Raw genomic sequence first — 22,295 nt, forward strand, 5'->3', positions numbered from 1 at the left:
CGTGCACCGCGCCTGCGAAAAGCGTGCACCGGGAGCGGTGAATGCGGCGGGTGGGGAAGCTGATTGGATGCAGAAATAAATCATTGACATTCTCAAGGATTAAGTTTCTAATTGAAGCAGTCAAGGGAGATGTGCATCACACGCAGGCTCCCTGGGATATCCGCCGCAAGGCGCAGTGCAAAGGAGCAGCATGAGCCTGTCAGGGAAAGTAGCAATCGTCACCGGAAGCGGCCGCGGCCTGGGTCTGGCGTACGCCCGGGAACTCGCCCGCCAGGGCGCCGCCGTCGTGATCAACGATGTGGATGCCGACGTGGCCGCTGAAGCGGTCCGGACCATTGAGGCCGACGGCGGCCGCGTCGTCGCCGTCGTCGCTCCGGTGGGCAGCACCGAAGCCGCCCGGCAGCTCGTGCAGAAAGCGGTGGAGGCTTTCGGCCGGCTCGACATCCTGGTCACCAACGCCGGCATCCTGCGGGACAAGTCCCTGCTGAAGATGACGGACGAGGACTTTGACCTCGTCATCAACGTCCACCTCAAGGGCACCTTCACCTGCGCCCGCGAAGCGTTCGCCTACTTCAAGGAACACGGTATCGCCGGCCGCATCATCACCATCGGATCGCCCACCGGCCAGCGCGGCAACTTCGGCCAGACCAACTACGCCGCCGCCAAGGCCGGAATCGTCGGCATGGTCCGCACCTGGGCGCTGGAAATGAAGAAGGCCGGCGTCACCGCCAACGCCGTCATCCCGGTGGCCGCCACCGCCATGACCAAGACCGTCCCGTACTTCCAGAAGGCCGTCGAAGCGGACGAACGCGGCGAGGCCATGCCGGCCTTCTTCCGTCACGATCTGGGGTTCGGAACCGCCGACGACGTCGCCGGACTCGTTGCCTTCCTCGCCTCCGACGCAGCTGCCGGCATCACCGGCCAGGCGATCGGCGCCGGCGGGGACCGTCTGCAGCTCTGGACCCACCCGGGGGCTGCCGTTACCGAGTACCGCGAAGGTGGCTGGGGCTATGCCGACCTGATCGAAAACTTTGGCAAGCTCTTCGGCGACAAGCTGCAAAGCGTCGGCGAGGAATTCCTGCCGCTTCCGGAAGAGCTCAAGCCCGAACCGGCAGAGGTCCGCTGACATGGCCTCCCAGCGCTATGAACTCGGCATCGACGCGGCAAAGCTCGACGCGATCGACATGCACGTCCACCTTGAGGTGGACGGCCACGGCCACGAATCCCTGCCGTCGGCCCTCAGCGAAGCGTCCGCCAAGTACTTCAAGTCCGAGGACCGCACCCCGTCGCTGGACCGGATCGCCGAGGTCTACCGCGAACTGAACATGGCCGCCGTCGTGTTCACCGTCGATGCCCGCACCCAGCTCAAACACGAGCCGAACAGCATCGAAGACCTCGTCGCCGGCGCCGCGCGGAACAACGACGTGCTGATCCCGTTTGGCAGCGTGGACCCACGGACCGGCGCCGAGGCCATCCAGGGCGCCAAGCACCAGGCCATCGACCTGGGTGCCCGCGGGTTCAAGTTCCACCCGTCCCTACAGGGTTTTGACCCCTCCAACGAACAGTTCTACCCGCTCTGGGCCGCCCTGCAGGAACTCGGCCTCCCGGCGATTTTCCACACCGGACAAAACGGCATGGGCGCCGGGCTCCCGGGCGGCTACGGCATCAAGCTGGGCTACTCCAACCCGCTGCTGCTGGACGCCGTCGCGGCGGACTTCCCGGAACTGCAGATCATCATGGCCCACCCCTCGGTGCCGTGGCAGGACGAGGCGAACTCCATCGCCACGCACAAGTCCAACGTCTTCATCGACCTCTCCGGCTGGTCCCCGAAGTACTTCCCGGAATCGCTGGTGAAGATGGCCAACTCCGTGCTGCAGGACAAGGTCCTTTTCGGCACCGACTTCCCGCTGATCACCCCGCAGAAGTGGCTGCGCGCCTTTGCGGACCTGCCGCTCAAGGACGAGGTCCGGCCCAAGATCCTCAAGCACAACGCCGTCCGCCTGCTCGGACTGGGAGGCTGAGATGACTGTCGATACCGAACAACAAACCCGGCTGTACGGCGTCTGCGACTACTACGACGCCGAGTCCCTGTTGACCGCGGGGGAACGCCGCGTGCTGGGCAGGCTGCGGACCTTCCTCGACGAGAAGGCCCGGCCGCTGCTGGCGGACTATTGGGAACGCGGCGAGTTCCCGGATGAGCTCGCCGAGCCGCTGATCGGCCTGGACCTGATGGAGCCGGCCGAACTGCGCGGCCCGGAGGGCAGCCCGGCCCGGGGAATCTACCAGGGCTTCCGGATCTTCGAGCTCGCCCGCACCGACGCCTCGCTCGCCACCTTCTACACAGCCCAGGCCGGACTGTTCCGGACCGCGATCCGGGTCGGTGCCTCCGCGGAACAGCAGGCCGAATGGATGCCGAAGGTCATCGACTTCTCGCTCAAGGGGGTCTTCTCGCTGACCGAGCCGGAGTCCGGTTCCGACATCGCCGGCGGGCTCTCCACCACCGCCCGCCGTGAGGGCGACACCTGGATCCTCGACGGCGCCAAGCGCTGGATCGGCGGCGCCGCCACCGCGGACGTCCTGGCCGTGTTTGCCCGCGACGTGGCCGACGGCCAGGTCAAGGCCTTCCTCGTCGAGCGGGAAGCCCCCGGCGTGACGCAGGAGAAGATCCACGGCAAGACCGCGTTACGGATGATGCAGAACGCCCACATCACCCTCGAGGGCGTACGGGTGCCCGAATCGATGCGCCTGCACAACGTGGAGTCCTTCCGGGACGTCGCGGCAATGCTGCGCGCGATGCGCTCGGACGTCGCCTGGATTGCCACCGGGATCGCGGCCGGTGCATTCGAGGCGGCCCTGCGCTACGTCACGGAACGCCGGCAGTTCGGCCGCACGCTCGGATCCTTCCAGCTGGTCCAGGAAAAACTGGCCCGGATGCTCGGAAACGTCACCTCGGCGCTGTCTCTCGTGGTGCGGCTCACCGAGCAGCAGTCCAACGGCATCTACCGGGACCAGGACTCCGCCCTGGCCAAGATGCAGACATCCCTGCTGATGCGCGAAACCGTGGCCCTGGCCCGCGAAGTGGTCGGCGGCAACGGCATCACCCTTGAAACCGATGTCGCACGCTTCCACGCCGACGCCGAGGCCGTCTACTCCTACGAAGGCACCCACGAAATCAACGCCCTCATCGTCGGCCGGGCCCTGACCGGCGAAAGCGCCTTCACCCGCTGACCCCGGCACCCACCAAATCCAACACACCCCGCTCCGGCACCGCCGTCGGACAGTTCCCTGCCCCACCCAGCCCTCCAGGAGGACATCATGCCCAATCTCGTCGTCGATTTCGACAAACTGCTCACGCTCGCCGGCACCGATCTCGGGGTCACCGAGTACCGCGAAATCACCCAGGAACAGATCAACAAGTTCGCCGACGCCACCGGTGACGACCAGTGGATCCACGTTGACCCGGAACGCGCCAAGGACGGCCCGTTCGGCGCCCCCATCGCCCACGGCTTCCTCACCCTCTCGCTCATCATCCCTTTCTGGGGCGAGCTGTTCGACGTCGACGGCGTCACCACGAAGGTCAACTACGGACTGGACAAAGTCCGCTTCACGTCCCCGGTCAAGGTGGGCGCGCGGATCCGGATGCGGTCCACCATCAGCGAAGTGACCGAGGTCAAGGGCGGTGCCCAGATCAAGGTCGCCAACACCATCGAGATCGAAGGCCAGGAGCGGCCCGCCGTCGTCGCCGAGTTCCTCGCCCGCTTCTACAAGTAAAAAGCCCCCTCTACGAACCCTCCCTCTGTTCAAAGGAACAACCATGTCAGGACTCACTCAGCTTCAAGCGATGGGCACCGCCGAGCGACGCAAGGAAGCGCGCACCGTCATTGCCTCCAGCTACCTGGGCAGCACCATCGAGTACTACGACTTCCTCCTCTACGCCACGGCCGCGGCGATCGTCTTCCCGAAGGTCTTCTTCAGCGGCATGGACGACTGGGTAGGCGTGGTGGCCGCCTACGGCACGTTTGCCGCGGGCTACGTGGCCCGCCCGGTTGGCGGCATCATCTTCGGCCACTTCGGCGACCGGATGGGCCGCAAGAACATGCTGATCATCTCGATGCTGGTCATGGGCGTGGCCTCAACCCTGATCGGGCTGGTCCCGGGTGCCTCGGTGGCCGGCCCCTGGGGTGCGGTGCTCCTCGTGATTCTTCGTGTCTTCCAGGGCATCGCCGTCGGCGGTGAATGGGGCGGGGCCGCCCTCATGGCGCTGGAGCACTCCGAATCAGGCAAACGCGGTTTTGCCGCCTCGTTCGTCAACGCCGGGGCGCCCACCGGTGCCGTCCTGGGCACCCTGATCATGGGCGCGTTCTCAGCGCTCCCGAACGATCAGTTCCTCGCCTGGGGCTGGCGGGTGCCGTTCCTGCTCTCCTTCGTGCTGCTGGGCGTGGGCATGTTCGTCCGGCTCAAGGTTTCCGAAAGCCCTATCTTCAAAGCCGCCATTGAACAGGAAAAAGCTGAGCGGGAGAGCGCGGCGCAGGCAAACGGCGCCGGAATCACGGCAAAGCCGGCCGCGCCCCTGGTACAGGTCCTGCGGCGGCCCAAGACCCTGATTTTCACTATGCTCGCCGGCGCCGCAGGCTTCGCGCTCCAGGTGGTCCTGGCCACGTTCTCGGTGACCTACGCCGTCTCCAAGGGCGCCGACCGCCAGGGCGTGCTGTACGCCTTTGCTGCTGCCTCCCTGATCTCCATCGTGTTCGTGATCATGGGCGGCCGGCTTTCCGACAAGGTGGGCAGGCGGCCGGTGATGATCGGCGGACTGGTTCTCTTCATCATCTACCTGGTGCCGATGTTCCAGCTGCTCTCCTCCAACAACATCATGCTGATCTTCGTGGCGTTCGCCATCGGCCTGATGATCCACTCCACACTGTTCGGTCCATTGGCGGCCTTCGTGTCCGAGCAGTTCGGCACCACCTCCCGCTACACCGGGGCGTCCCTGGGCTACCAGCTGGCAACCCTGCTTGGGGCCGGGTTCACTCCGGGCATCGTGGCCCAGATCTTCAAGGACTCAGGCCAGGACACGGCATCAGTGGTCTGGTATCTGGCGATCATGTCGGTCGTCTCCATCGTCTTCATCCTGCTGACCCGGGAACCGAAGAACAACGACCTCCGCACCGTCCGGGCCTGACCCTTCATCGGGTCCCCTCACACGGGCTAACCTCACAGTAGAAAGGATTCGCCGTGGAAAATTTTGGCATCGGTTCGTGGCTGCAACGTCGCCGCCCGAAGTCCGGCAACAAGACCGCCCTGATCAGCGGTGACCGGGAACTTAGTTATGAACAGTTCGCGGACCGGACCGTCCGCCTCGCCAACGCCCTGAGGGACCGCGGCGTGGCCAAGGGCGACAGGGTTGCCTACCTGGGCGAGAACCACCCGTCCTTCCTGGAAACCCTCTTTGCGTGCGGCACCCTGGGCGCCATTTTCGTCCCGCTCAACACGCGGCTGGCACCCCCGGAAATCCAGTTCCAGCTGCAGGACTGCGGCGTCGGGGTACTGGTCCATGCAGGCAGCCTCGGCGACCTGGCAGCCCGCGGGTCGGCCGGCACGGCAGTGGCAAGGCTCGTCGTCGTAGACGATGCCGGCGCCGGCAATAACCCGGCGGTGCGCAGTGGAGCCGCCGGGGGCCCGACGGCGGTGGAGGACTTTGCGGACCTGGTGGCCTCCGGTTCGGACCAGCCGGTCGACGAACCGGTCACGCTGGACGACGGTGCCATGATCCTCTACACCTCCGGGACTACGGGCCGGCCCAAGGGGGCCCTGCTGACCCACGGCAACGTCACGTGGAACTGCATCAACGTGATCGTTGATTTCGACTTCTCCTCGCAGGACGTGGCGCTGATGATTTCGCCGATGTTCCACGTGGCGTCGCTGGACATGGGCGTCCTGCCCACCCTCCTCAAGGGAGGAACTGTGGTGCTGGAGCCGAAGTTCGACCCCGGCCGGACACTGGAACTCATTGAGCGGCACCGGGCGACCACCATCAGCGGGGTGCCGACCACCTATCAGATGCTCGCCGAGCACCCGGCGTGGGCCACTGCGGACCTCAGCTCCTTGAACAAGCTCACCTGTGGCGGGTCAGCGGTGCCGATGCGGGTGCTGGAGGCGTATGAAGCGCGCGGCATGCGGTTCTCCAATGGCTACGGCATGACCGAGACTGCGCCGGGCGCCAGCACCCTGCCGGCGGCCCGGTCCAGGGATAAGGCTGGATCGGCCGGACTTCCGCAGTTCTTCACCGATGTGCGAATCGCCGGCTTCGACGGGGACACCGCTGCGCCGGGGACGGCCGGCGAGATCCAGATCAAGGGCCCGAACGTGATCCCCGAGTACTGGAACCGCGCGGACGCCACCGCCGAGTCCTATGCAGAGGGCGGTTGGTTCAAGTCAGGCGATATGGGATACAAGGATGACGACGGGTTCCTCTTCGTCTCGGACCGGATCAAGGACATGATCATCTCCGGCGGCGAGAACATTTATCCCGCAGAAGTGGAGCAGGCCATCACGGAACTCGAGGCGGTGGGAAGCGTGGCCGTGATTGGCGTGCCGGATGAGAAATGGGGTGAAGTGCCCCGGGCTGTGGTTCTGCTGCGCGAGGGTGCCCACCTCACGGAAGAGCAGCTCAGGCGGTACCTGGATGGACGCCTGGCACGTTACAAGATTCCCAAGTCCGTGCTGTTTGTCGATGAGATGCCCCGGACCGCCAGCGGCAAGATCAGGAAGGCCGACCTTCGGAAGCTGAGCGCCATCCAGCCATAACTGGCCGTAGCCTGGGCCCGTCAGTGGATAAGGGCCAGCATGACGCCGACGGCCATGAACAGCACGCCGAACGTCCGGTTGAGGATGCGCTGGCCGCGGGCGTCGTGGGTGAAACGCTGGAAGGTCTTGGCTGCGGCCGCGAAGAAGAACCACATGACCAGGATGTCGATCACGATCACCGTGGCTGACACGGTCAGATACTGCGGGAGGAGCGGGTTCTCCGGGCGGATGAACTGCGGCATAAAAGCCAGGAAGAACACGATCGCCTTGGGGTTCAGCAGGTTCACCCACAGTCCGCGGCGGAACATGGAGAAGGCCGGCTCGTTGCGCAGCGCGGCGGCTTTTTCCTGGTCCAGGTCGGGTTTGTGCCGGAACTGCTGGATGCCCAGGTAGACAAGGTAGGCGGCGCCTGCGTAGCGGATCACGTTGAAGGCGACCGGTGAGCTCGCCACCAGCACCCCCACGCCGAGGGCCACGATCACGATGTGCACCACCAAAGCGGCCTGCTGGCCGAGGATCCCCCAGATGGAACGCCGGAAGCCGGAGTTCAGCGAATTGCTCATGGTGTTGATGGCGCCCGCGCCGGGCGTGAAGCTGATCAGGACACCGGCGCCCGCCAGGGCCAGCCAAAGGGAGGGTTGCACTGATTCAGTTTACGGCCGCGGACACCCCTTCCACGCCGGGTGCTGCCGGCCGTCGGGAGGTCACCGGGAGCCTGAATCGCCCCCTCAGCTGCCGCGCAGGCCGTAGTTTAAGATCATGTTGCCCTTGCTGGTCTGCTGGGATGCCTGCAGCTCAAGCCGGCTCAGCGGATCGCCATCCGCGAAGAGCCTGCGGCCACTGCCTGCGATCACGGGATGGACGATCAACATCAGGCTGTCCAAGAGCCCAGCGAAGAACAGCTGCCGGACCAACGAGATGCTACTGAACACGCCGATGTCGCCGCCGTCGCCGTCCTTCAGGCCCGCGACGAAATCCTCCAGCGGTCCCCCGATCAGTTGCGAGTTCTGCCACATTAGATCGCCGGTCAGGGTGCGGGACGCCACATATTTGGGCAGCGGGTTGATGAACCCGCCGAAGTCTGCGTCGGCTTCGGCGTTCGGCCAGTACTCCGCCCATTGCTGGTACCCGATGCGGCCCAGGAGTCCGGTATCGATCCGGCCCATCATCTCGTTCATCCCCGCGCCCAGCTCCTCATCGAAGCTGTCGAATTGCCAACGGAACGGGTCCTCCACCACGCCGTCCACGGAACTGAACAGTCCGGCCGTCACCTTGCGCATGGGATCTCCTCGCCGTTGAGTCTTTACCTGCACCCTAGCGGCTGATCCGCCGGCGGGGAATGGCTGGTGTGAACCCGGAAGATCCGGCATGCGCAAGGGCTCAGCCACACCTGCCATGCTTTGAATGCGACCAGTGGAACATTGTCCTTGGCAGGTCCGCGTGACGCGGATACTGGTCAAAGTACGAGCGGGCGCGGGCAGACATATAGCCCGTTTCGTCGATGGCGAAGTGGCCGATCAGCTGCATGCCCCGTTCGGCCGCCTTCGATTCCAAGTCATGGGCCTCGTCCAGAACCGGATCCGGATAGCCGCAGCTTGCACCGAAGCTGCCGGGATGGGCGATCGCAAAGTACTTCGTGTCGTCCGGAACCAGTGCCGCCAGCACGGCATCCTGGAAGGGAACCAGGCAGCCAGCGAAATCGCCGGGGACGACGTCAATGTCGTTTAGTTGCATGTCCGAGTCCAGGCAGATCAGCACAAGGCTTGGCATCAGCATGTTGTGTTGGATGATGAGCGGGCGGGCGAGTATCTCGAAGTCAAAACCTGCCTGGATGATCATGTCTTGATGCTAAAAAATCTGCCCTTCGAGCTCCAGAGCCAGCACCGGTTATGTGGATAACGGACCGCCACTCACGCCCGGGCGATCACTTCGCCGTTGGGGATCAGGAACCAGCCGTCGGCCGTGGAACCCCAGCGGTGCCAGCCGGCCGAAATCCGGGCAAGGTCGGCGGCGTTGGCGAAGCCGTATTCGAGTGCCTGGTCCGCGAATGCCGAGTGCAGCACGCGTTCGCCCCACACCCGGGCCTGCCAACGGCGCTGCTGGCCGGTGGCGTAGAGCCAGTTGCTGCTGGAGGGCGCGACGTCGGTGAACCCGGCGGACTGGGCCCACGAAACCAGGCGGCGGCCAGCGTCGGGCTCCGCCCCGTTGCGTCGTGCGATCCGTTGGTAGAGCTCCATCCATTCATCCAGCTCGGGGACGGCCGGGTACCAGCTCATGCCGTGGAAATCGGCGTCGCGCACCGCCACGATCCCGCCGGGCTTGGCGACGCGGCGCATTTCCCGCAGGGCGGCCACCGGGTCCGTGAGGTGCTGCAGGACCTGGTGGGCGTGCACAACGTCGAACGTCTCGTCTTCGAAGTCGAGGTCGTAGATGTTGCCGGCCACGAACTCGACGTTCTGCACGCCGCGCTCCGCCGCGAGGGCGGTCGCCTGGCTGACCACCTCGGGCGAGCGGTCCAGTCCGGTGACCTTCCCGGGGGCGGCGAGTCCGGCGAAATCACACGTGATGCTGCCCGGCCCGCAGCCGACGTCGAGCACCGAACCCCCCGGGGTCAGGTGCGGGATCACAAACGCCGCGGAGTTCTCCGCCGTCCGGGAGGCGTGGGCGCGGACCACCGACTCGTGGTGGCCGTGGCTGTACACATCTTCAGGCTGCTGCGCACTCATAATAAAACGCTACCGCCCCGCACCGACAAATCCGCGAATGCGGGGGAAACGGCCGGGAAGACGGCAGGATTTCGCGCGCAGCCGTCCGTTTTGCCGCTTCCGGCAGGGTCGGTTCAGCGGATGATTAGAGGAGTGAAAACCAACAGCAGCAAGCAGGCAGGGCTCGGCCTGTTCCGGGCCACCGGCATTTACGTCGGGGCAATCCTGGGCTCGGGCATCCTTGTCCTTCCGGCCATCGCCGCCAAGGAGGCCGGGCCGGCGTCGCTCCTGGCCTGGACCCTGCTGCTGGTGTTCTGCACCCCCGTGGCCTTCAGTTTCGCTGAGATGAGCCGCCAGCAGCCCGACGCCGGCGGAATTGCCCACTTCGTCACGCGTGCCTACGGGCGCCGTGCCTCGGCCGTGGCGGGCTACCTCTTCTACTTCGCAATTCCGTTCGGTGCCCCGGCGACGGCCGTGATTGGCGGGAACTACATCGCCCACGCGCTGGGCGGCGGCCGCGGGACGGCGTTGGTGGCCGCTGCCTTGCTGCTGGCCGCCGCCTTCGCGAGCAACGCCGTCGGGATCCGGATGTCCAGCGGCATCCAGCTGGTGCTGATGGTGCTGCTCGTCGGACTGCTGGCACTGGCCATCGCGCTGGCCGCGCCGTTTGCCAGGGCGGAGAACTTCGAGCCGTTCGCGCCGCACGGCTACTGGGCCGTGGGCGGCGTGGCCAGCCTGCTCTTCTTCTGCTTCGCCGGCTGGGAGGCGGTCACGCACATCGCCGGGGAGTTCCGCCACCCGGACCGTGACCTCAAACGGGCCACCTGGCTCACCCTGATCGTGGTCGGTGTGGTCTATCTCGGCGTCGTGTCGGCCTCGCTCGCCGTGCTGGGTCCAGCCCTTCCGGGCAGCGACGTGCCGATCGCGCAACTGCTTGAGAAGGGACTCGGCGGACTCGCGGCGCCGCTGACCGCCGTCGCCGCCGCGGTGCTGACTTTCGGCCCGGTCAACACCTTTGTTGCCGGCGCCAGCCGGCTGGGGGCAAGCCTGGCGTCCGACGGCGTTCTGCCGCGGCTCCTTGCGCGGGGTGCCGGTCCGGGGGAGGTGCCCACGGCCAGCCTTGCACTGCTGGGCGTGATGACGTTGCTGTCCTTCGGGGCGGCGGCAGCCGGGCTGGGCGACATGCAGTTCCAGATCGGGGCGGCGTCGGCCTGTTTCACCGCCGTGACCGCGTTTGGCCTGCTCGCCGGGATTCGTTTGCTGCCCGCACGGACGCCGGCCTGGTGCGGGGTTATTGTGGCCGCTGCTGTGATGCTGGCCGTGCTGCTTTTCAGCGGCTGGGCACTGGTGGTCCCGCTCGGGCTGGCCGTGGCCGCCATCTTGGCCGGCAGGCGAGCCGCCCCGGAGGTATTGCCGATGCGGCGCTCGAAAACGCCAACTAGCGCGGCTCGGCGGGAGACGGTGCCGGCTGTTGTGCGGCCTCTTGGCCGGCCCTGACAGTCGCCTCGATCATCGAGGCCATGAACCGTGTCGCGACGTCCAGTTCCGCCGGGGTGAATTCGGCCATCGCGGCCGCCATGTGCCGGGCGAGCGGCTGGAACATGGCTCCGCCGTCGCGGTAGGCCTTCGGGGTCATCCTGAGCTGGACCTGGCGGCGGTCCGGGCCTTGCCGTTCGCGGACCACGTGGCCGGAACTGTGCAGCCGATCAATCAGGGCGGTGGTGGCGGGTGAGCTCAGGTGGAGTTCCTTGCGGAGCACTCCGGGCGTGACAACCTGGTTCCTCGCGGTGTGCTGCATGATCACACCCAAGGCATTGAGGTCCGTCCGGTGCATGTCGTTGCGGCCGCCGGCGGAATCCACGTAGCGGTTGGCCTCGAGGCTGAACTCCTGCAGGAGTCGCACCAGCGGAGGCGGACCCTGGGGTCCGGGGAGTTCCGGCGGGTCAACTCTCACGCGAACCTTCCTCTCTCCTTCTGCCTTGCCCACTGCTTCGCAGCAGGTGCCTTCCGGAGTTTACTTCAGCAGCCCGTGGCACCGTAGCTTTGCTGATTCCGCGCTCACGCTCGGGAAGTTAACTTTCAGGGTTATCTCCATTGTGGAGATAGTCTATTATAGACTCAATTGCATTGATCCAGGCCCGTTCGAGAAGGAACCATGACCAAGACATCACAGGGCAGTACCCGCGTCCCCTTCTGGCTGCGCTGGCTGGTTCCCGTCCTCCTTGTTATTACCTGGCTGGCCATCGCCGGGATCGGCGGTCCGACCTTTGGCCGGCTGAGCGAGGTTTCCTCGAATGACCAGGCCTCCTTCCTGCCGGCGGGAGCCGAAGCCACGGAGGCCCAGGACTGGCAGGCCAAGTTCCGGGACTCCAAGGAAATACCTGCAGTCATCGTCATTGAGAACGACGCAGCCTTCACCCCGGCCCAGCTCGGCGAGGCGGCGGCGCTTAAGGGCAAGCTGGAAGCGCTCGGCGCCGGCAGCACAGTCGTGGGGCCCATCCCGTCAAAGGATGCCAAAGCGGTGCAGTTTGTGGTGCCGATCGGCTCATCCGACGAGGTGAAACAAGTGGTCCAGGAACTCCGCGACGAAGTACAGGCATCTGCTCCGGCGGGAATGCGGACCTTCGTCACCGGACCGGCCGGGCTTACCGCGGACCTGGTCAGCGCCTTCGCCGGCATTGACGGCATTCTGCTGCTCGTGGCCCTTGGCGCGGTGTTCCTGATTCTGCTGATTGTCTACCGCTCGCTGCTGCTGCCGATCACGGTGCTGTTCACCTCGGTTTTTGCCCTCACCGCCGCTATCCTGCTCGTCTTCGGCATGGCCAAACTCGGCTGGATCCAGCTCAACGGGCAGAGCCAGGGCATCCTGTCCATCCTGGTGATCGGTGCAGCGACGGACTACGCGCTGCTCTATGTGGCGCGCTTCCGTGAGGCCTTGACGCACACTACAAACCGCACTGCCGCCGCCCTCACCGCGTGGAAGGCGGCCTGGGAGCCGATCCTGGCGTCCGGCGCCACGGTTATCATCGCCCTCCTGTGTCTGCTGTTCTCGGACCTTAACTCGAACAAGGCCCTCGGCCCGGTGGCGGCGGCCGGCATCCTGTGCTCGCTCCTGGCGGCCCTGACCCTGCTCCCCGCGCTGATGGCGCTGCTGGGCCGGACTGCGTTCTGGCCTTTCCGGCCCAAGCTGCTGCCGGAGACCGAGCGCGAGCCCGAGCTCGTCACAGGACTTGAGGGCCAGAAGGGCCTGTGGCGCGCGACCGGTTCTCTTGTTTCACGCCGGCCCCGGGCCGTCTGGATCACCTCTGTGCTGCTGCTGCTGGCAGCATCCGCCGGCGTCCTGCAGCTCAAGGCAAACGGCGTCCCGCAGACCGACGTCATCCTCACTGCCTCCAACGCGGTGGACGGGCAGGACGCCCTGGCGCGGCACTTCGACGCCGGTTCCGGCAGTCCCGCCGTGATCGTCGCCGAAGAATCGAAGGCCCAGGACGTACTGGACAAGACCAAAGCCACTGACGGTGTGGGGGATGCCTACCTGCTGGCCGACGGCGGAGTGCCGATCACCGGCGCGCCAGCGGCCCCGGGTGCGCCCGCGGCACCGTCGACTCCTTCGGTCCGGGACGGCAAGGTCCTGATCAACGCGACACTGAACTTCGCGGCGGACTCCAACGAGGCCGAGAACGTTGTTGTCGATCTGCGCCGGGAGCTCAAGAAGACCGACGCCGGTGCACTCGTCGGCGGCGTCACCGCGACGGCCCTGGACACCAACACCACGGCCCAGCGCGACCTCGTCACCATCATTCCGGTGGTCCTCGCGGTCATCCTCCTGATCCTGATGCTGCTGCTGCGCTCGGTGCTGGCGCCGGTCCTGCTGGTCGCCTCGGTGGTCCTGTCCTACGGCGCCGCGATGGGAGTCTCCGCCTTCGTGTTCAACAACATCTTCGGATTCCCGGGAGCAGACGCCACCGTTCCGCTGTTCGGCTTCGTTTTCCTCGTGGCACTGGGTGTTGACTACAACATCTTCCTGATGAGCCGGGTCCGCGAGGAATCCCTTAAGCACGGCACCCGGGCCGGCATCCTGCGCGGCCTGGCCGTCACGGGCGGCGTTATCACCTCCGCCGGCGTGGTGCTTGCTGCCACCTTCGCCGCCTTGGGCATCATCCCGATCATGTTCCTGGCGCAGTTGGCCTTCATCGTGGCCTTCGGAGTGCTGCTGGACACCATCCTGGTCCGCTCACTCCTGATCCCCGCCCTGGCCTACGACATCGGCCCGCGAATCTGGTGGCCAGGCAAGCTGGGACGCGCCGGGACGCGCTCCGCCGCTCGCGCGGAGCCGGCCGCCCCTGAAACGGCATCCGCGGAGGCAGGAATCCGCTAGCCAGAGCCCGCAGCCGCCGCTACCGTTCCTGGCCCCCCCACCAGGCAATTGTGGCGGCGGCTGCTTCCTCCAGCGGCGTGGGCCGCAGTCCCATGGCCGCCTCGCTGGCGTGTGAGTCCAGCACAAACGGCTGCTCAAACTGGTAAAGGGTTTCGACCAGTTCCTGCGTTCCCGGGGAGAACCGGCCAATGATCCGCAGAGCCCAGCCGGGCACAGCGGCCACCCGCGGCGCCCGACCGCCGGCGGCTGCGGCGAACGCGCGGGCGATCTGCCGCTGGCTCACCGCGGTGCCGGTGGGTGCATGCCACACCCGGTTCCACAGCGCTGGGTCCTGCGCCGCCCGGATCATCGCGGCGGCCAGGTCGGGCACGTAGGTGAAGGAGTGCGGTAGGGATGCCTTGCCGATGACCACCAGCGGTGTGCCCGCCAGCACCGGCTTCACCATTCGCTCGCCCGCATGTGCGCCGCGCACCCGGGGGCCGAAGAAGTCGCTTGCGACCACGCTCACGGTGTCCGTCTCGGACGCCGCGCGGGCGGCCAGAAGTGCGGTCCGCACCCCGCGCTTGCCGCCCTCAGCCGCGCGGGGGCCGTCCTCCGTCATCGGGCGCTCCGGAGCGCTGTAGGAGTACAGGCTTTCCGGAAAAACGACGACCGCGCCAGCCTCGCCCGCCGCGGCAAGAACCGACTGCTCTGCGCCCGGCAATTCCTCCGCCCATGCCTTTGCGCTGTATTGGGAGCCGTGAATGCAGTGGAACACGGCGTGGGCGCCGCGGAACAGTTCGCCAAGTTGCGCCGGATTGGCCACGTTCACGGCCATCTTTTCGATCCGGGGATGGTCGGGTCCGCTGCCGGACCGGGTAAGCACCCGAACCCGATGGCCTTCCGCTGCAAGCTGTGCGGCAACCGTCCAGCCGACCGGCCCGGCGCCGGTGACGACAAATAAGGTAGAGGCTTCTGCCTCCGGGGATGCGTGCTGGGACATCGATTTCTCGCTTTCATTCCGGTCGGACGGCGGCTGTCCGGGCGCGGCCGCCTTTCCTGGGGCAACCTCCGGAACTGAGAGCAGTGCTCTCTCACCTCAGGATGCGGCCGATCCCTGGCTAAGTCAAGAGCAGTGCTCTCATTTGTTGACACTGCTCTGGTTTATGGAATGCTGAAGCCATGCCGCAATCCGCCACCGCACCATCCGGCAAGCCGACCACGCCCCGGGAGCGGGCCCGGGCCCGGACCGTTGAAGATATTGTGCGCCTGGGGCGGGAGCATTTGGCAGTTCACGGGGCGGCCGCGCTGTCCCTCCGCGCCGTTGCCCGGGACCTTGGCGTCGTCTCCTCGGCGGTCTACCGGTACGTGGAGAACCGCGAAGAGCTGCTGACCCTGCTGCTTATCGATGCCTACAACGAGCTCGCCGACGAAGTCGACGCCGCCGTGGCTGCAGCACCTGCGGCCGACTTTTGCGGGCAGTTCGGGGCCCTGGGTGCCGCGGTCCGCAGCTGGGCGCTGCGCGAGCCGGCGCGCTACAGCCTCCTTTTCGGCAGTCCTGTGCCCGGGTACCAGGCGCCGGCCGAGCGAACAACGGGGCCGGGCACCAGGGTGGTCTACGCCCTGATGGCGGTACTCGACGGCGCCTACCGCGCCGGCGGGCTGGTCGCGCCAGGCGGTCAGGGCGCCGCTTTGTCCGGACTCGCCGCAGACCTGCAGCGCATCCGCAGCGAGATGGGGCTGGCGGTCCCGGACGCCCTGCTGGCTCGCGGCGCGCTTGTCTGGAGCGCCTTGTTCGGCACCATCAGCTTCGAGGTCTTTGGGCAGTACGGCGAGGGAACGTTTGCGGCTCCGGATGAATTGTTCGCCTTGCACCTGGCTGCACTGGCAGAACTCGCCGGCCTTGCCGGCGCCGCGCCGCAACCGGACCTGCCGGCAGGGACGCAAGCCGCCGACCCCGGGAGCAGCCGATGATCCTGGTTTAGTTCACCCTGTTGCCTCCCGGTGGTGGTCGATAGACTGCCCCTGCGCCTGACTGGCGCGCCGAGGCTTCCGGAAAGGATCCAAACATGTCCGAAAACAGCGAGTTTGATCGAACGGCCCCGGAGCCCGAAGACCCGGCCGCGGAGGGCCAGTATGTCGAAGGTGACTACGGCACGGCAGGCACCGCCGGGGACAACCCGCTCGAGGCCGAAGAAGGCGAATACTCCAGCGGCGACTACGGCAATGCCGGCGTCAGCGGCGCCACGGCCGTTGGTGTGGAAGAGGGCGACTATCCCGAGGGCGACTATGGCGCGGCAGGTAGCGTCGGCGCGCCGGCCTCCGCAGCGAACGAGGGCGAGTATCCGGACGGCGACTACGGCGCCGCCGGCACCCCCGGTGCGGGCCGCGGCGCCGCCGGCGCGGCGCCCGTTCGGACGGAATCGACGGGCGAGCCGGACCGCGGGGACGGCTAAGCGGCAGGTCCGCACCCGGCGGCGGCCTTCGCGGACAGCGAAATTCGTCGCCGGTGGACAGGCGGCCAAGTGAAACTCCCGGAATTCCGGGAGTTTTTGCTGTCTGCGGCGTGTTCCTGGTGCAAGTTAATCCGAGGTTGAGCGGATGACGCTCAACTTTGGATTGACATTGCCCCGAGCCGGAGTAAAGTTGAGTGCAGATCGCTCATATCGGTCGGATCCCAGTGGTCTGCAGCGATTTCAGCTAGATTCCCCGGAAAGAAGGAAGCAACACATGTCACGTGCAGTAGGTATTGACCTCGGAACAACCAACTCCGTCGTCTCCGTTCTCGAAGGTGGCGAGCCCACCGTTATTGCCAACGCCGAGGGTGGGCGCACCACGCCGTCGGTTGTTGCATTCTCCAAGTCCGGCGAAGTGCTCGTTGGCGAGATCGCCAAGCGCCAGGCCGTCAACAACATTGACCGCACCATTGCTTCGGTCAAGCGCCACATGGGCACCGACTGGAACGTCGCGGTGGACGACAAGAAGTACACGGCGCAGGAAATCTCCGCCCGTATCCTGATGAAGCTCAAGAACGACGCCGAGTCCTACCTCGGTGAGAAGGTCACTGACGCTGTGATCACCGTTCCCGCGTACTTCAACGACGCAGAGCGCCAGGCCACCAAGGAAGCCGGCGAAATCGCTGGCCTTAAGGTCCTGCGCATCGTCAACGAGCCCACCGCTGCAGCGTTGGCCTACGGCCTCGACAAGGGCAAGGAAGACGAGCTCATCCTCGTCTTCGACCTCGGCGGCGGAACCTTCGACGTTTCCCTCCTTGAGGTCGGCAAGGACGAAGACAACTTCTCCACCATTCAGGTCCGCTCCACCGCAGGCGACAACCGCCTCGGCGGCGACGACTGGGACCAGCGCGTTGTCGACTACCTGCTGAACCAGCTCAAGGTCAAGGGCATCGACCTGTCCAAGGACAAGATCGCCCTGCAGCGCCTGCGTGAAGCAGCCGAGCAGGCCAAGAAGGAACTCTCCTCCTCGTCCAGCACCAATGTCTCCCTGCAGTACCTCTCCGTCACCCCCGACGGTCCGGTGCACCTGGATGAGCAGCTGACCCGCGCCAAGTTCCAGGACCTCACCAAGGACCTGCTTGAGCGCACCAAAAAGCCGTTCCATGACGTCATCAAGGAAGCCGGCATCCAGCTTTCCCAGATCGACCACATCGTGCTGGTCGGCGGTTCCACCCGGATGCCTGCCGTCTACGACCTGGTCAAGGACCTGGCCGGCGGCAAAGAGCCGAACAAGGGCGTCAACCCGGACGAGGTTGTCGCCGTCGGCGCCGCACTGCAGGCCGGTGTCCTCAAGGGCGAGCGTAAAGACGTCCTCCTGATCGACGTCACCCCGCTCTCCCTCGGTATTGAAACCAAGGGCGGCATCATGACGCACCTGATCGAGCGCAACACGGCCATCCCGACCAAGCGCTCGGAAACCTTCACCACTGCCGATGACAACCAGCCCTCGGTAGCCATCCAGGTCTTCCAGGGCGAGCGCGAGTTCACCCGGGACAACAAGCCGTTGGGTACCTTTGAACTGACCGGCATCGCACCGGCGCCGCGCGGCATGCCGCAGGTCGAGGTTACCTTCGACATCGACGCCAACGGCATTGTGCACGTCTCGGCGAAGGACAAGGGCACCGGCAAGGAACAGTCCATGACCATCACCGGCGGTTCCAGCCTCTCCAAGGAAGACATCGACCGCATGGTCAAGGACGCCGAAGAGCACGCAGCCGAGGACAAGGCCCGCCGCGAGGCAGCGGACACCCGCAACACCTCCGAGCAGCTGGCCTACTCCGTGGACAAGTTGATCGCTGACAACGCCGACAAGCTGCCTGAAGAGGTCAAGACCGAGGTCCAGGCCGACGTCGACGCCCTGAAGGCTGCCCTCGAAGGAACCGATGACTCGGCCGTCAAAACGGCGTTTGAGAAGCTGCAGGCTTCCCAGACCAAGCTCGGCGAGGCCATCTACGCCCAGGCCGGCTCCCCGGACGGCGCCGAGGGTGCCGCTGCCGGCGAGCCCGCAGCGGGAGCCGACGAGGACATCGTCGACGCCGAGATCGTTGACGAAGACGAGAAGAAGTAATCATGCCGCATCACGGTAACGAAGAAGAGCACGGTTCTTCCGGGAGCCGTGGCGACGGTCAGCAGCGGGAGAACGAGCCGCAGAAACCGATCATCCACGACAACCGCAAGGTTGACCCGAAGACCGGCCAGGCCCGCCACCCCGACCAGGAGCGCGCCGCCGCACGGGAATCCGACTCCGGGGACGCGCTGTCCCAGGCGGAGGACATCCTCAACGGCGTTGACGTACCGGCCGAGGATTCCGTAGCCCAGGGCGCCGACGGTGCTGAGGCGGAGGAGCTCAGAAATGACCTGCGCCGCCTGCAGGCTGAGTATGTCAACTACCGCAAGCGCGTCGAACGTGACCGCGCCGTGGCAGGGGAGATGGCCGTCATTGGCGTCCTGAACTCGGTGCTCCCGGTGCTCGACGACGTCGACGCCGCCCGGCAGCACGGTGACCTTACGGACGGCCCGTTCGCCGCCATTGCCGCCAAGCTGGAGAATGCGCTGAAGACCTACGGCCTGGTGCGCATTGACGAGACCGGCGTGGAGTTCGACCCCACGATCCACGAGGCCCTCATCCAGCAGCCCGGCACGGATGTCGAAATTGACACCGTCAGCCAGGTCCTGCGCTCGGGCTACAAGTCCGGCGACAGGGTCCTGCGGGCAGCCCAGGTCATCGTGGCGGTCCCGGCCTAGCAGTAACGTCATCGAGGTGACAGTTCGCTCCGGTGTTTATAAGGAACATTGGCGCGAACTGTCACTTCGGCACACAGATTTGAAAGGAAACGCCATTGGCTAGCCAGGATTGGGTGGACAAGGACTTTTACAAGATCCTTGGTGTCGCCAAGGACGCTTCCGACGCGGACATCAAAAAGGCCTACCGGAAGCTCGCGCGCCAGCACCACCCGGATACCAACTCGGGGAACGTCGCGTCGGAGAAGAAGTTCAAGGACATCTCCGAGGCGTACTCCGTGCTCTCCGATGCAGACGAGCGCCAGCAGTATGACGCCATCCGGGCCATGGGCGGCGGCGCGCGTTTCGCCCCGGGAGGCGGTGGCCCGGGGGCCGGCGGAGCCGGTTTTGAAGACCTTTTCGGCGGACTCTTCACCGGTGGCGGCGGCCGTCAGTCCGGCGGCTACGGCGCCGGCGGCGGGCTTCCTCCTGAGTTTGCGGACCTGTTCGGCGGCGGAGCCGGCGGCGGCTTCGGCGGCGGCCAGTCCTTCCAGCGTGCCCCGCAAAAGGGTGCGGACCGGACGGCGTCCACTTCGATCTCCTTCGCGGGCTCCATCCGCGGAACCACCATCGGGCTGCGTGAACCGGACGGCGAAGTCATCGACGTCCGCATTCCCGCAGGCATCAAGGACGGCCAGAAAGTCCGCGTCCGCGGCAAGGGCCAGTACGGGCCGGCCGGGTACGGGGACCTGATGGTGACCGTCTCGGTAAAGCCGCACGATTTCTACGTCCGCGACGGGGACAACCTGCGAATCCACGTACCGGTTACCTTCCCGGAGGCAACCCTGGGCGCGGACATCGAGGTTCCGACCATCGACGGCGACAAGGTAAAGGTGCGCGTGCCTGCCGGCACCCCGTCCGGCCGCACGCTGCGTGTTAAGGGACGCGGAGTCAAGCACACCAAGGCCACCGGTGACCTGCTGGTCGTCATCGACCTCGCCGTCCCGCGGAAGCTGAACAAGGAGGCCGAAGAGGCTGTCAAGTCCTTCGCTACGGCCACCGCCGGTGAGGATGTCCGCGCCGAACTGGCAGCCAGGGCCCGGCTCTAGGAACGGATGCCTGCCATGGCCATCGACTTCGAGCAGCCGATCTTCGTCATCTCCGTCGCTGCGGAGTTGGCGGACATGCACCCGCAGACCCTGCGACAGTATGACCGGCTGGGCATAGTGTCCCCGAGCCGGGCCCCCGGCAAGTCACGGCGCTATTCCCAGCGGGATATCACCATGCTCCGCGAGGTACAGCGGCTCTCGCAGGAGGGCGTCTCCCTCGAGGGCATCAAGCGGATCCTCCAGCTGGAGAACCAGGTGGCGGCCCTGCAGCGGCGCGTCGCCGAGCTGAGCGGCGAACTCGAACGCCGCTCCCGCCCCCTCGACGCCCGCATCTTCGCGGCGGGAGCCGCGGGCGACGTCGTCAGCCTGGCCCGCGGCAAACGCCCCCGGGCCAGGTCCCAGGCGCTGGTGGTGTGGCGGCCGCGCGGAACCGATTAGCAAATAGCTGTGCCCGGGACCTTGGCGGTCCCGGGCACAGCTGTGTTCGCGGGCAGGCTAGTAGCTGGCGGGTTGCTGGCCGGCGGAATCAACCGCCGGAATAAATGCCTGGGCAAAGCCCTCCGAGGCCCGGGCCAGCACGGCGACGTCCGCGCCGACCAGGATAAACGATGCCCCGGCGGCCAGGTAGCGCCGCGCGGTGTCCGGGTTGAAGGCGTTGACGCCGGCGGGTTTGCCGGCCGTCGCGGCGGCTGTGAGGCAGTGTTCGACGGCGGCGCGCACCTCGGAATGTTCCTGCTGTCCGAGCAGTCCCATGGAGGCGGCGAGGTCGGAGGGTCCGAGGAAGATGGCGTCCACTCCGTCGACCGCCAGGATGTCCTCAACGGCGGCGACGGCCGCAGTTGATTCAATCTGCACGGTGAGGCTGATGGTCTGCCCGGCTCGGGCGAGGTAATCCGGGATCCGGTTCCAGCGGCCGGAGCGGGCCAGCGCGGAGCCGACCCCCCGGACACCGTGCGGAGGGTACCGGGTGGCGGCGACGGCGGCCCGGGCCTCAGCCGCGGAGTTCACCATCGGCACCAGCAGGTTCTGGGCGCCAAGGTCCAGGTACTGCTTGATCAGCACTGTGTCATTGACCGGAGGCCGGACCAGCACCTGCCCCGGGTAACCGTGGACGGCCTGAAGCTGGGCCAGGACGGATTCGAGTCCGTTGGGGCTGTGTTCGGCGTCGATGAGGAGCCAGTCCAGGCCCGCGCCGGCGCAGATTTCGGCGACTAGCGGGCTGCCGGAGCAGACCCACATACCCGCCAGCGGCCGGCCCGCCGCGGCCAGCGCGTCGCGGAAAGTGCTCTCCGGTGCTACTCGAAGCGGCATGTCACGACTCCCAGCGGTCCGTAGTCTGCGTGGATGGTATCGCCAGCGTAAACCCAGACGGGGCGGGTGAAGGAGCCGGCCAGGATGATGTCCCCGGCCTTCAGGCTGTCCCCGTGCGCGGCAATCTTGTTGGCAAGCCAGTGCACCCCGTTCGCGGGGTGGTCCAGGACGCCGGCTGCGACACCGGTCTCTTCCACTGTCTGGTTCTTGTAGAGGATCGCGGAGACCCAGCGCAGGTCCACGGCATCCGGCCGGACCGGGTTGCCGCCCAGCACCATGGCCCCCATCGCTGCGTTGTCCGCGATGGTGTCCACGATGGTCCGGCCCTCCATTTCGATCCTGGAGTCCAGGATCTCCAGGGCCGGAACCACATAGTCGGTCGCGTTCAGCACGTCGAAGACTGTGCAGCCGGGACCGGCCAGGTCCTTCTTCAGCACAAACGCGAGTTCCACCTCCACCCGGGGGTGCGTGTACTTCTCCCACGGCACCGAGCAGCCGGTTTCCAGGACCATGTCATCGAATATCGCCCCGTAGTCCGGTTCCGTGATGCCGGTGGCCACCTGCATCGCCCGGGAGGTGAGCCCGATCTTACGGCCCACCAGGGACCGGCCGGCGTCCTCGTTCCGGCGGCGCCAGAGCTGCTGGACGGCGTAGGAGTCCTCCACTGTCATGCCCGGGTGGCGGGAAGTGAGGCGGGGTACCGGGGTCCGGCTGCGGCCGGCCTCCAGCAGTTCGTCGGCGATGGCCTCGATCGTCTTGGCATCCAGCATGG

22 protein-coding genes are annotated in these 22,295 nt (G+C 66.4%); 14 read left to right on the top strand and 8 right to left on the bottom strand.

Features of this window, described 5'->3' with window-relative positions:
• The first annotated feature begins 190 nt into the window (after nucleotides 1-190).
• From ABIB49_RS14525 to ABIB49_RS14550, 6 genes are all read left to right on the top strand, one after another.
• A complete protein-coding gene (locus ABIB49_RS14525) occupies nucleotides 191-1,126 on the top strand; it encodes an SDR family NAD(P)-dependent oxidoreductase (RefSeq protein ID WP_354157196.1) in 936 nt (311 codons plus the stop codon).
• Nucleotide 1,127: 1 nt separating this feature from the next.
• Nucleotides 1,128-2,021, top strand: a complete 894-nt coding sequence (locus ABIB49_RS14530) for an amidohydrolase family protein (RefSeq protein WP_282358980.1) — start codon at nucleotides 1,128-1,130, stop codon at nucleotides 2,019-2,021.
• 1 nt (nucleotide 2,022) lies between these two features.
• On the top strand, nucleotides 2,023-3,228 hold the full coding sequence (locus ABIB49_RS14535; RefSeq protein ID WP_354157197.1) for an acyl-CoA dehydrogenase family protein: 1,206 nt from the start codon (nucleotides 2,023-2,025) through the stop codon (nucleotides 3,226-3,228).
• Between the two features lie 87 nt (nucleotides 3,229-3,315).
• Entirely contained in the window at nucleotides 3,316-3,771 is a 456-nt protein-coding gene (locus ABIB49_RS14540; protein ID WP_226760581.1) for a MaoC family dehydratase, read from the top strand.
• 43 nt (nucleotides 3,772-3,814) lie between these two features.
• The gene (locus ABIB49_RS14545; protein ID WP_282358972.1) at nucleotides 3,815-5,179 is read left to right on the top strand and encodes an MFS transporter; all 1,365 of its coding nucleotides are present in this window, start codon (nucleotides 3,815-3,817) and stop codon (nucleotides 5,177-5,179) included.
• A gap of 53 nt (nucleotides 5,180-5,232) precedes the next feature.
• On the top strand, nucleotides 5,233-6,804 hold the full coding sequence (locus tag ABIB49_RS14550; protein ID WP_282358970.1) for an acyl-CoA synthetase: 1,572 nt from the start codon (nucleotides 5,233-5,235) through the stop codon (nucleotides 6,802-6,804).
• Between the two features lie 20 nt (nucleotides 6,805-6,824).
• Here the strand turns inward: ABIB49_RS14550 and ABIB49_RS14555 are convergent, their stop codons facing one another.
• The 4 genes from ABIB49_RS14555 to ABIB49_RS14570 form a co-directional block, all read right to left on the bottom strand.
• Nucleotides 6,825-7,448 (bottom strand): LysE family transporter, encoded by a 624-nt coding sequence (locus ABIB49_RS14555; protein ID WP_354157198.1) that lies wholly within the window; start codon nucleotides 7,446-7,448, stop codon nucleotides 6,825-6,827.
• Nucleotides 7,449-7,532: 84 nt separating this feature from the next.
• Nucleotides 7,533-8,084 carry a dihydrofolate reductase family protein gene (locus ABIB49_RS14560; RefSeq protein ID WP_282358966.1) on the bottom strand — a complete coding sequence of 184 codons (552 nt, stop codon included), beginning with the start codon at nucleotides 8,082-8,084 and terminating at the stop codon, nucleotides 7,533-7,535.
• Between the two features lie 100 nt (nucleotides 8,085-8,184).
• On the bottom strand, nucleotides 8,185-8,643 hold the full coding sequence (locus ABIB49_RS14565; protein WP_354157199.1) for a hypothetical protein: 459 nt from the start codon (nucleotides 8,641-8,643) through the stop codon (nucleotides 8,185-8,187).
• A 71-nt stretch (nucleotides 8,644-8,714) separates the two neighbouring features.
• Nucleotides 8,715-9,530 carry a methyltransferase domain-containing protein gene (locus ABIB49_RS14570; protein WP_282358963.1) on the bottom strand — a complete coding sequence of 272 codons (816 nt, stop codon included), beginning with the start codon at nucleotides 9,528-9,530 and terminating at the stop codon, nucleotides 8,715-8,717.
• A 132-nt stretch (nucleotides 9,531-9,662) separates the two neighbouring features.
• Here ABIB49_RS14570 and ABIB49_RS14575 point away from each other — a divergent pair, with 132 nt between their 5' ends.
• The gene (locus tag ABIB49_RS14575; protein ID WP_282358961.1) at nucleotides 9,663-11,006 is read left to right on the top strand and encodes an APC family permease; all 1,344 of its coding nucleotides are present in this window, start codon (nucleotides 9,663-9,665) and stop codon (nucleotides 11,004-11,006) included.
• Here ABIB49_RS14575 and ABIB49_RS14580 read toward each other — a convergent pair.
• Entirely contained in the window at nucleotides 10,948-11,463 is a 516-nt protein-coding gene (locus ABIB49_RS14580; protein ID WP_282358959.1) for a MarR family winged helix-turn-helix transcriptional regulator, read from the bottom strand. The genes ABIB49_RS14575 and ABIB49_RS14580 overlap by 59 nt on opposite strands.
• Nucleotides 11,464-11,664: 201 nt before the next feature.
• Between ABIB49_RS14580 and ABIB49_RS14585 the strand changes: the two genes are divergently transcribed.
• The gene (locus ABIB49_RS14585) at nucleotides 11,665-13,887 is read left to right on the top strand and encodes an MMPL family transporter (RefSeq protein ID WP_282358958.1); all 2,223 of its coding nucleotides are present in this window, start codon (nucleotides 11,665-11,667) and stop codon (nucleotides 13,885-13,887) included.
• 19 nt (nucleotides 13,888-13,906) lie between these two features.
• Here ABIB49_RS14585 and ABIB49_RS14590 read toward each other — a convergent pair whose 3' ends face one another.
• Nucleotides 13,907-14,869 carry an NAD-dependent epimerase/dehydratase family protein gene (locus tag ABIB49_RS14590; protein ID WP_282358956.1) on the bottom strand — a complete coding sequence of 321 codons (963 nt, stop codon included), beginning with the start codon at nucleotides 14,867-14,869 and terminating at the stop codon, nucleotides 13,907-13,909.
• Nucleotides 14,870-15,048: 179 nt separating this feature from the next.
• Between ABIB49_RS14590 and ABIB49_RS14595 the strand changes: the two genes are divergently transcribed.
• The 6 genes from ABIB49_RS14595 to ABIB49_RS14620 all read left to right on the top strand — a co-directional run bounded on the left by ABIB49_RS14595 (nucleotide 15,049) and on the right by ABIB49_RS14620 (nucleotide 20,650).
• Entirely contained in the window at nucleotides 15,049-15,840 is a 792-nt protein-coding gene (locus tag ABIB49_RS14595) for a TetR/AcrR family transcriptional regulator (RefSeq protein ID WP_282358953.1), read from the top strand.
• A gap of 95 nt (nucleotides 15,841-15,935) precedes the next feature.
• Entirely contained in the window at nucleotides 15,936-16,322 is a 387-nt protein-coding gene (locus ABIB49_RS14600) for a hypothetical protein (RefSeq protein WP_226775249.1), read from the top strand.
• A gap of 274 nt (nucleotides 16,323-16,596) precedes the next feature.
• A complete protein-coding gene (dnaK, locus tag ABIB49_RS14605; RefSeq protein ID WP_226775250.1) occupies nucleotides 16,597-18,450 on the top strand; it encodes a molecular chaperone DnaK in 1,854 nt (617 codons plus the stop codon).
• 2 nt (nucleotides 18,451-18,452) lie between these two features.
• A complete protein-coding gene (locus tag ABIB49_RS14610; RefSeq protein WP_226775251.1) occupies nucleotides 18,453-19,127 on the top strand; it encodes a nucleotide exchange factor GrpE in 675 nt (224 codons plus the stop codon).
• 95 nt (nucleotides 19,128-19,222) lie between these two features.
• A complete protein-coding gene (locus ABIB49_RS14615) occupies nucleotides 19,223-20,212 on the top strand; it encodes a DnaJ C-terminal domain-containing protein (protein WP_226775252.1) in 990 nt (329 codons plus the stop codon).
• A gap of 15 nt (nucleotides 20,213-20,227) precedes the next feature.
• The gene (locus tag ABIB49_RS14620) at nucleotides 20,228-20,650 is read left to right on the top strand and encodes a heat shock protein transcriptional repressor HspR (protein ID WP_226775499.1); all 423 of its coding nucleotides are present in this window, start codon (nucleotides 20,228-20,230) and stop codon (nucleotides 20,648-20,650) included.
• Nucleotides 20,651-20,707: 57 nt separating this feature from the next.
• On the opposite strand, the gene ABIB49_RS14625 is transcribed toward ABIB49_RS14620, so the two are convergent.
• Both ABIB49_RS14625 and hpaH read right to left on the bottom strand, forming a co-directional pair.
• Complete coding sequence (locus tag ABIB49_RS14625) at nucleotides 20,708-21,523, bottom strand: HpcH/HpaI aldolase family protein (RefSeq protein WP_226775253.1); 816 nt, start codon at nucleotides 21,521-21,523, stop codon at nucleotides 20,708-20,710.
• Nucleotides 21,508-22,293: a 2-oxo-hept-4-ene-1,7-dioate hydratase gene (gene hpaH, locus ABIB49_RS14630; RefSeq protein ID WP_226775254.1), complete on the bottom strand. Its 786-nt coding sequence runs from the start codon at nucleotides 22,291-22,293 to the stop codon at nucleotides 21,508-21,510. Before hpaH ends, ABIB49_RS14625 begins: the two co-directional genes overlap by 16 nt.
• Nucleotides 22,294-22,295 lie beyond the last annotated feature (2 nt).

The sequence above is a fragment of the Arthrobacter sp. UYCu512 genome, assembly GCF_040547075.1.
In the GTDB taxonomy this organism is placed as follows: Bacteria; Actinomycetota; Actinomycetes; order Actinomycetales; family Micrococcaceae; genus Arthrobacter.

Excerpts from the sequence above, each read along its gene's own strand:
- ABIB49_RS14540 (WP_226760581.1), top strand. The coding sequence starts at position 3,316 with ATGCCCAATCTCGTCGTCGATTTCGACAAACTGCTCACGCTCGCCGGC.
- ABIB49_RS14620 (WP_226775499.1), top strand. The coding sequence starts at position 20,228 with ATGGCCATCGACTTCGAGCAGCCGATCTTCGTCATCTCCGTCGCTGCG.
- ABIB49_RS14595 (WP_282358953.1), top strand. The coding sequence starts at position 15,049 with ATGCCGCAATCCGCCACCGCACCATCCGGCAAGCCGACCACGCCCCGG.
- ABIB49_RS14570 (WP_282358963.1), bottom strand. The coding sequence starts at position 9,530 with ATGAGTGCGCAGCAGCCTGAAGATGTGTACAGCCACGGCCACCACGAG.
- ABIB49_RS14610 (WP_226775251.1), top strand. The coding sequence starts at position 18,453 with ATGCCGCATCACGGTAACGAAGAAGAGCACGGTTCTTCCGGGAGCCGT.
- ABIB49_RS14545 (WP_282358972.1), top strand. The coding sequence starts at position 3,815 with ATGTCAGGACTCACTCAGCTTCAAGCGATGGGCACCGCCGAGCGACGC.
- hpaH (WP_226775254.1), bottom strand. The coding sequence starts at position 22,293 with ATGCTGGATGCCAAGACGATCGAGGCCATCGCCGACGAACTGCTGGAG.
- ABIB49_RS14525 (WP_354157196.1), top strand. The coding sequence starts at position 191 with ATGAGCCTGTCAGGGAAAGTAGCAATCGTCACCGGAAGCGGCCGCGGC.
- ABIB49_RS14530 (WP_282358980.1), top strand. The coding sequence starts at position 1,128 with ATGGCCTCCCAGCGCTATGAACTCGGCATCGACGCGGCAAAGCTCGAC.
- ABIB49_RS14590 (WP_282358956.1), bottom strand. The coding sequence starts at position 14,869 with ATGTCCCAGCACGCATCCCCGGAGGCAGAAGCCTCTACCTTATTTGTC.
- ABIB49_RS14560 (WP_282358966.1), bottom strand. The coding sequence starts at position 8,084 with ATGCGCAAGGTGACGGCCGGACTGTTCAGTTCCGTGGACGGCGTGGTG.
- ABIB49_RS14535 (WP_354157197.1), top strand. The coding sequence starts at position 2,023 with ATGACTGTCGATACCGAACAACAAACCCGGCTGTACGGCGTCTGCGAC.
- ABIB49_RS14625 (WP_226775253.1), bottom strand. The coding sequence starts at position 21,523 with ATGCCGCTTCGAGTAGCACCGGAGAGCACTTTCCGCGACGCGCTGGCC.
- ABIB49_RS14565 (WP_354157199.1), bottom strand. The coding sequence starts at position 8,643 with ATGATCATCCAGGCAGGTTTTGACTTCGAGATACTCGCCCGCCCGCTC.
- ABIB49_RS14585 (WP_282358958.1), top strand. The coding sequence starts at position 11,665 with ATGACCAAGACATCACAGGGCAGTACCCGCGTCCCCTTCTGGCTGCGC.
- dnaK (WP_226775250.1), top strand. The coding sequence starts at position 16,597 with ATGTCACGTGCAGTAGGTATTGACCTCGGAACAACCAACTCCGTCGTC.
- ABIB49_RS14600 (WP_226775249.1), top strand. The coding sequence starts at position 15,936 with ATGTCCGAAAACAGCGAGTTTGATCGAACGGCCCCGGAGCCCGAAGAC.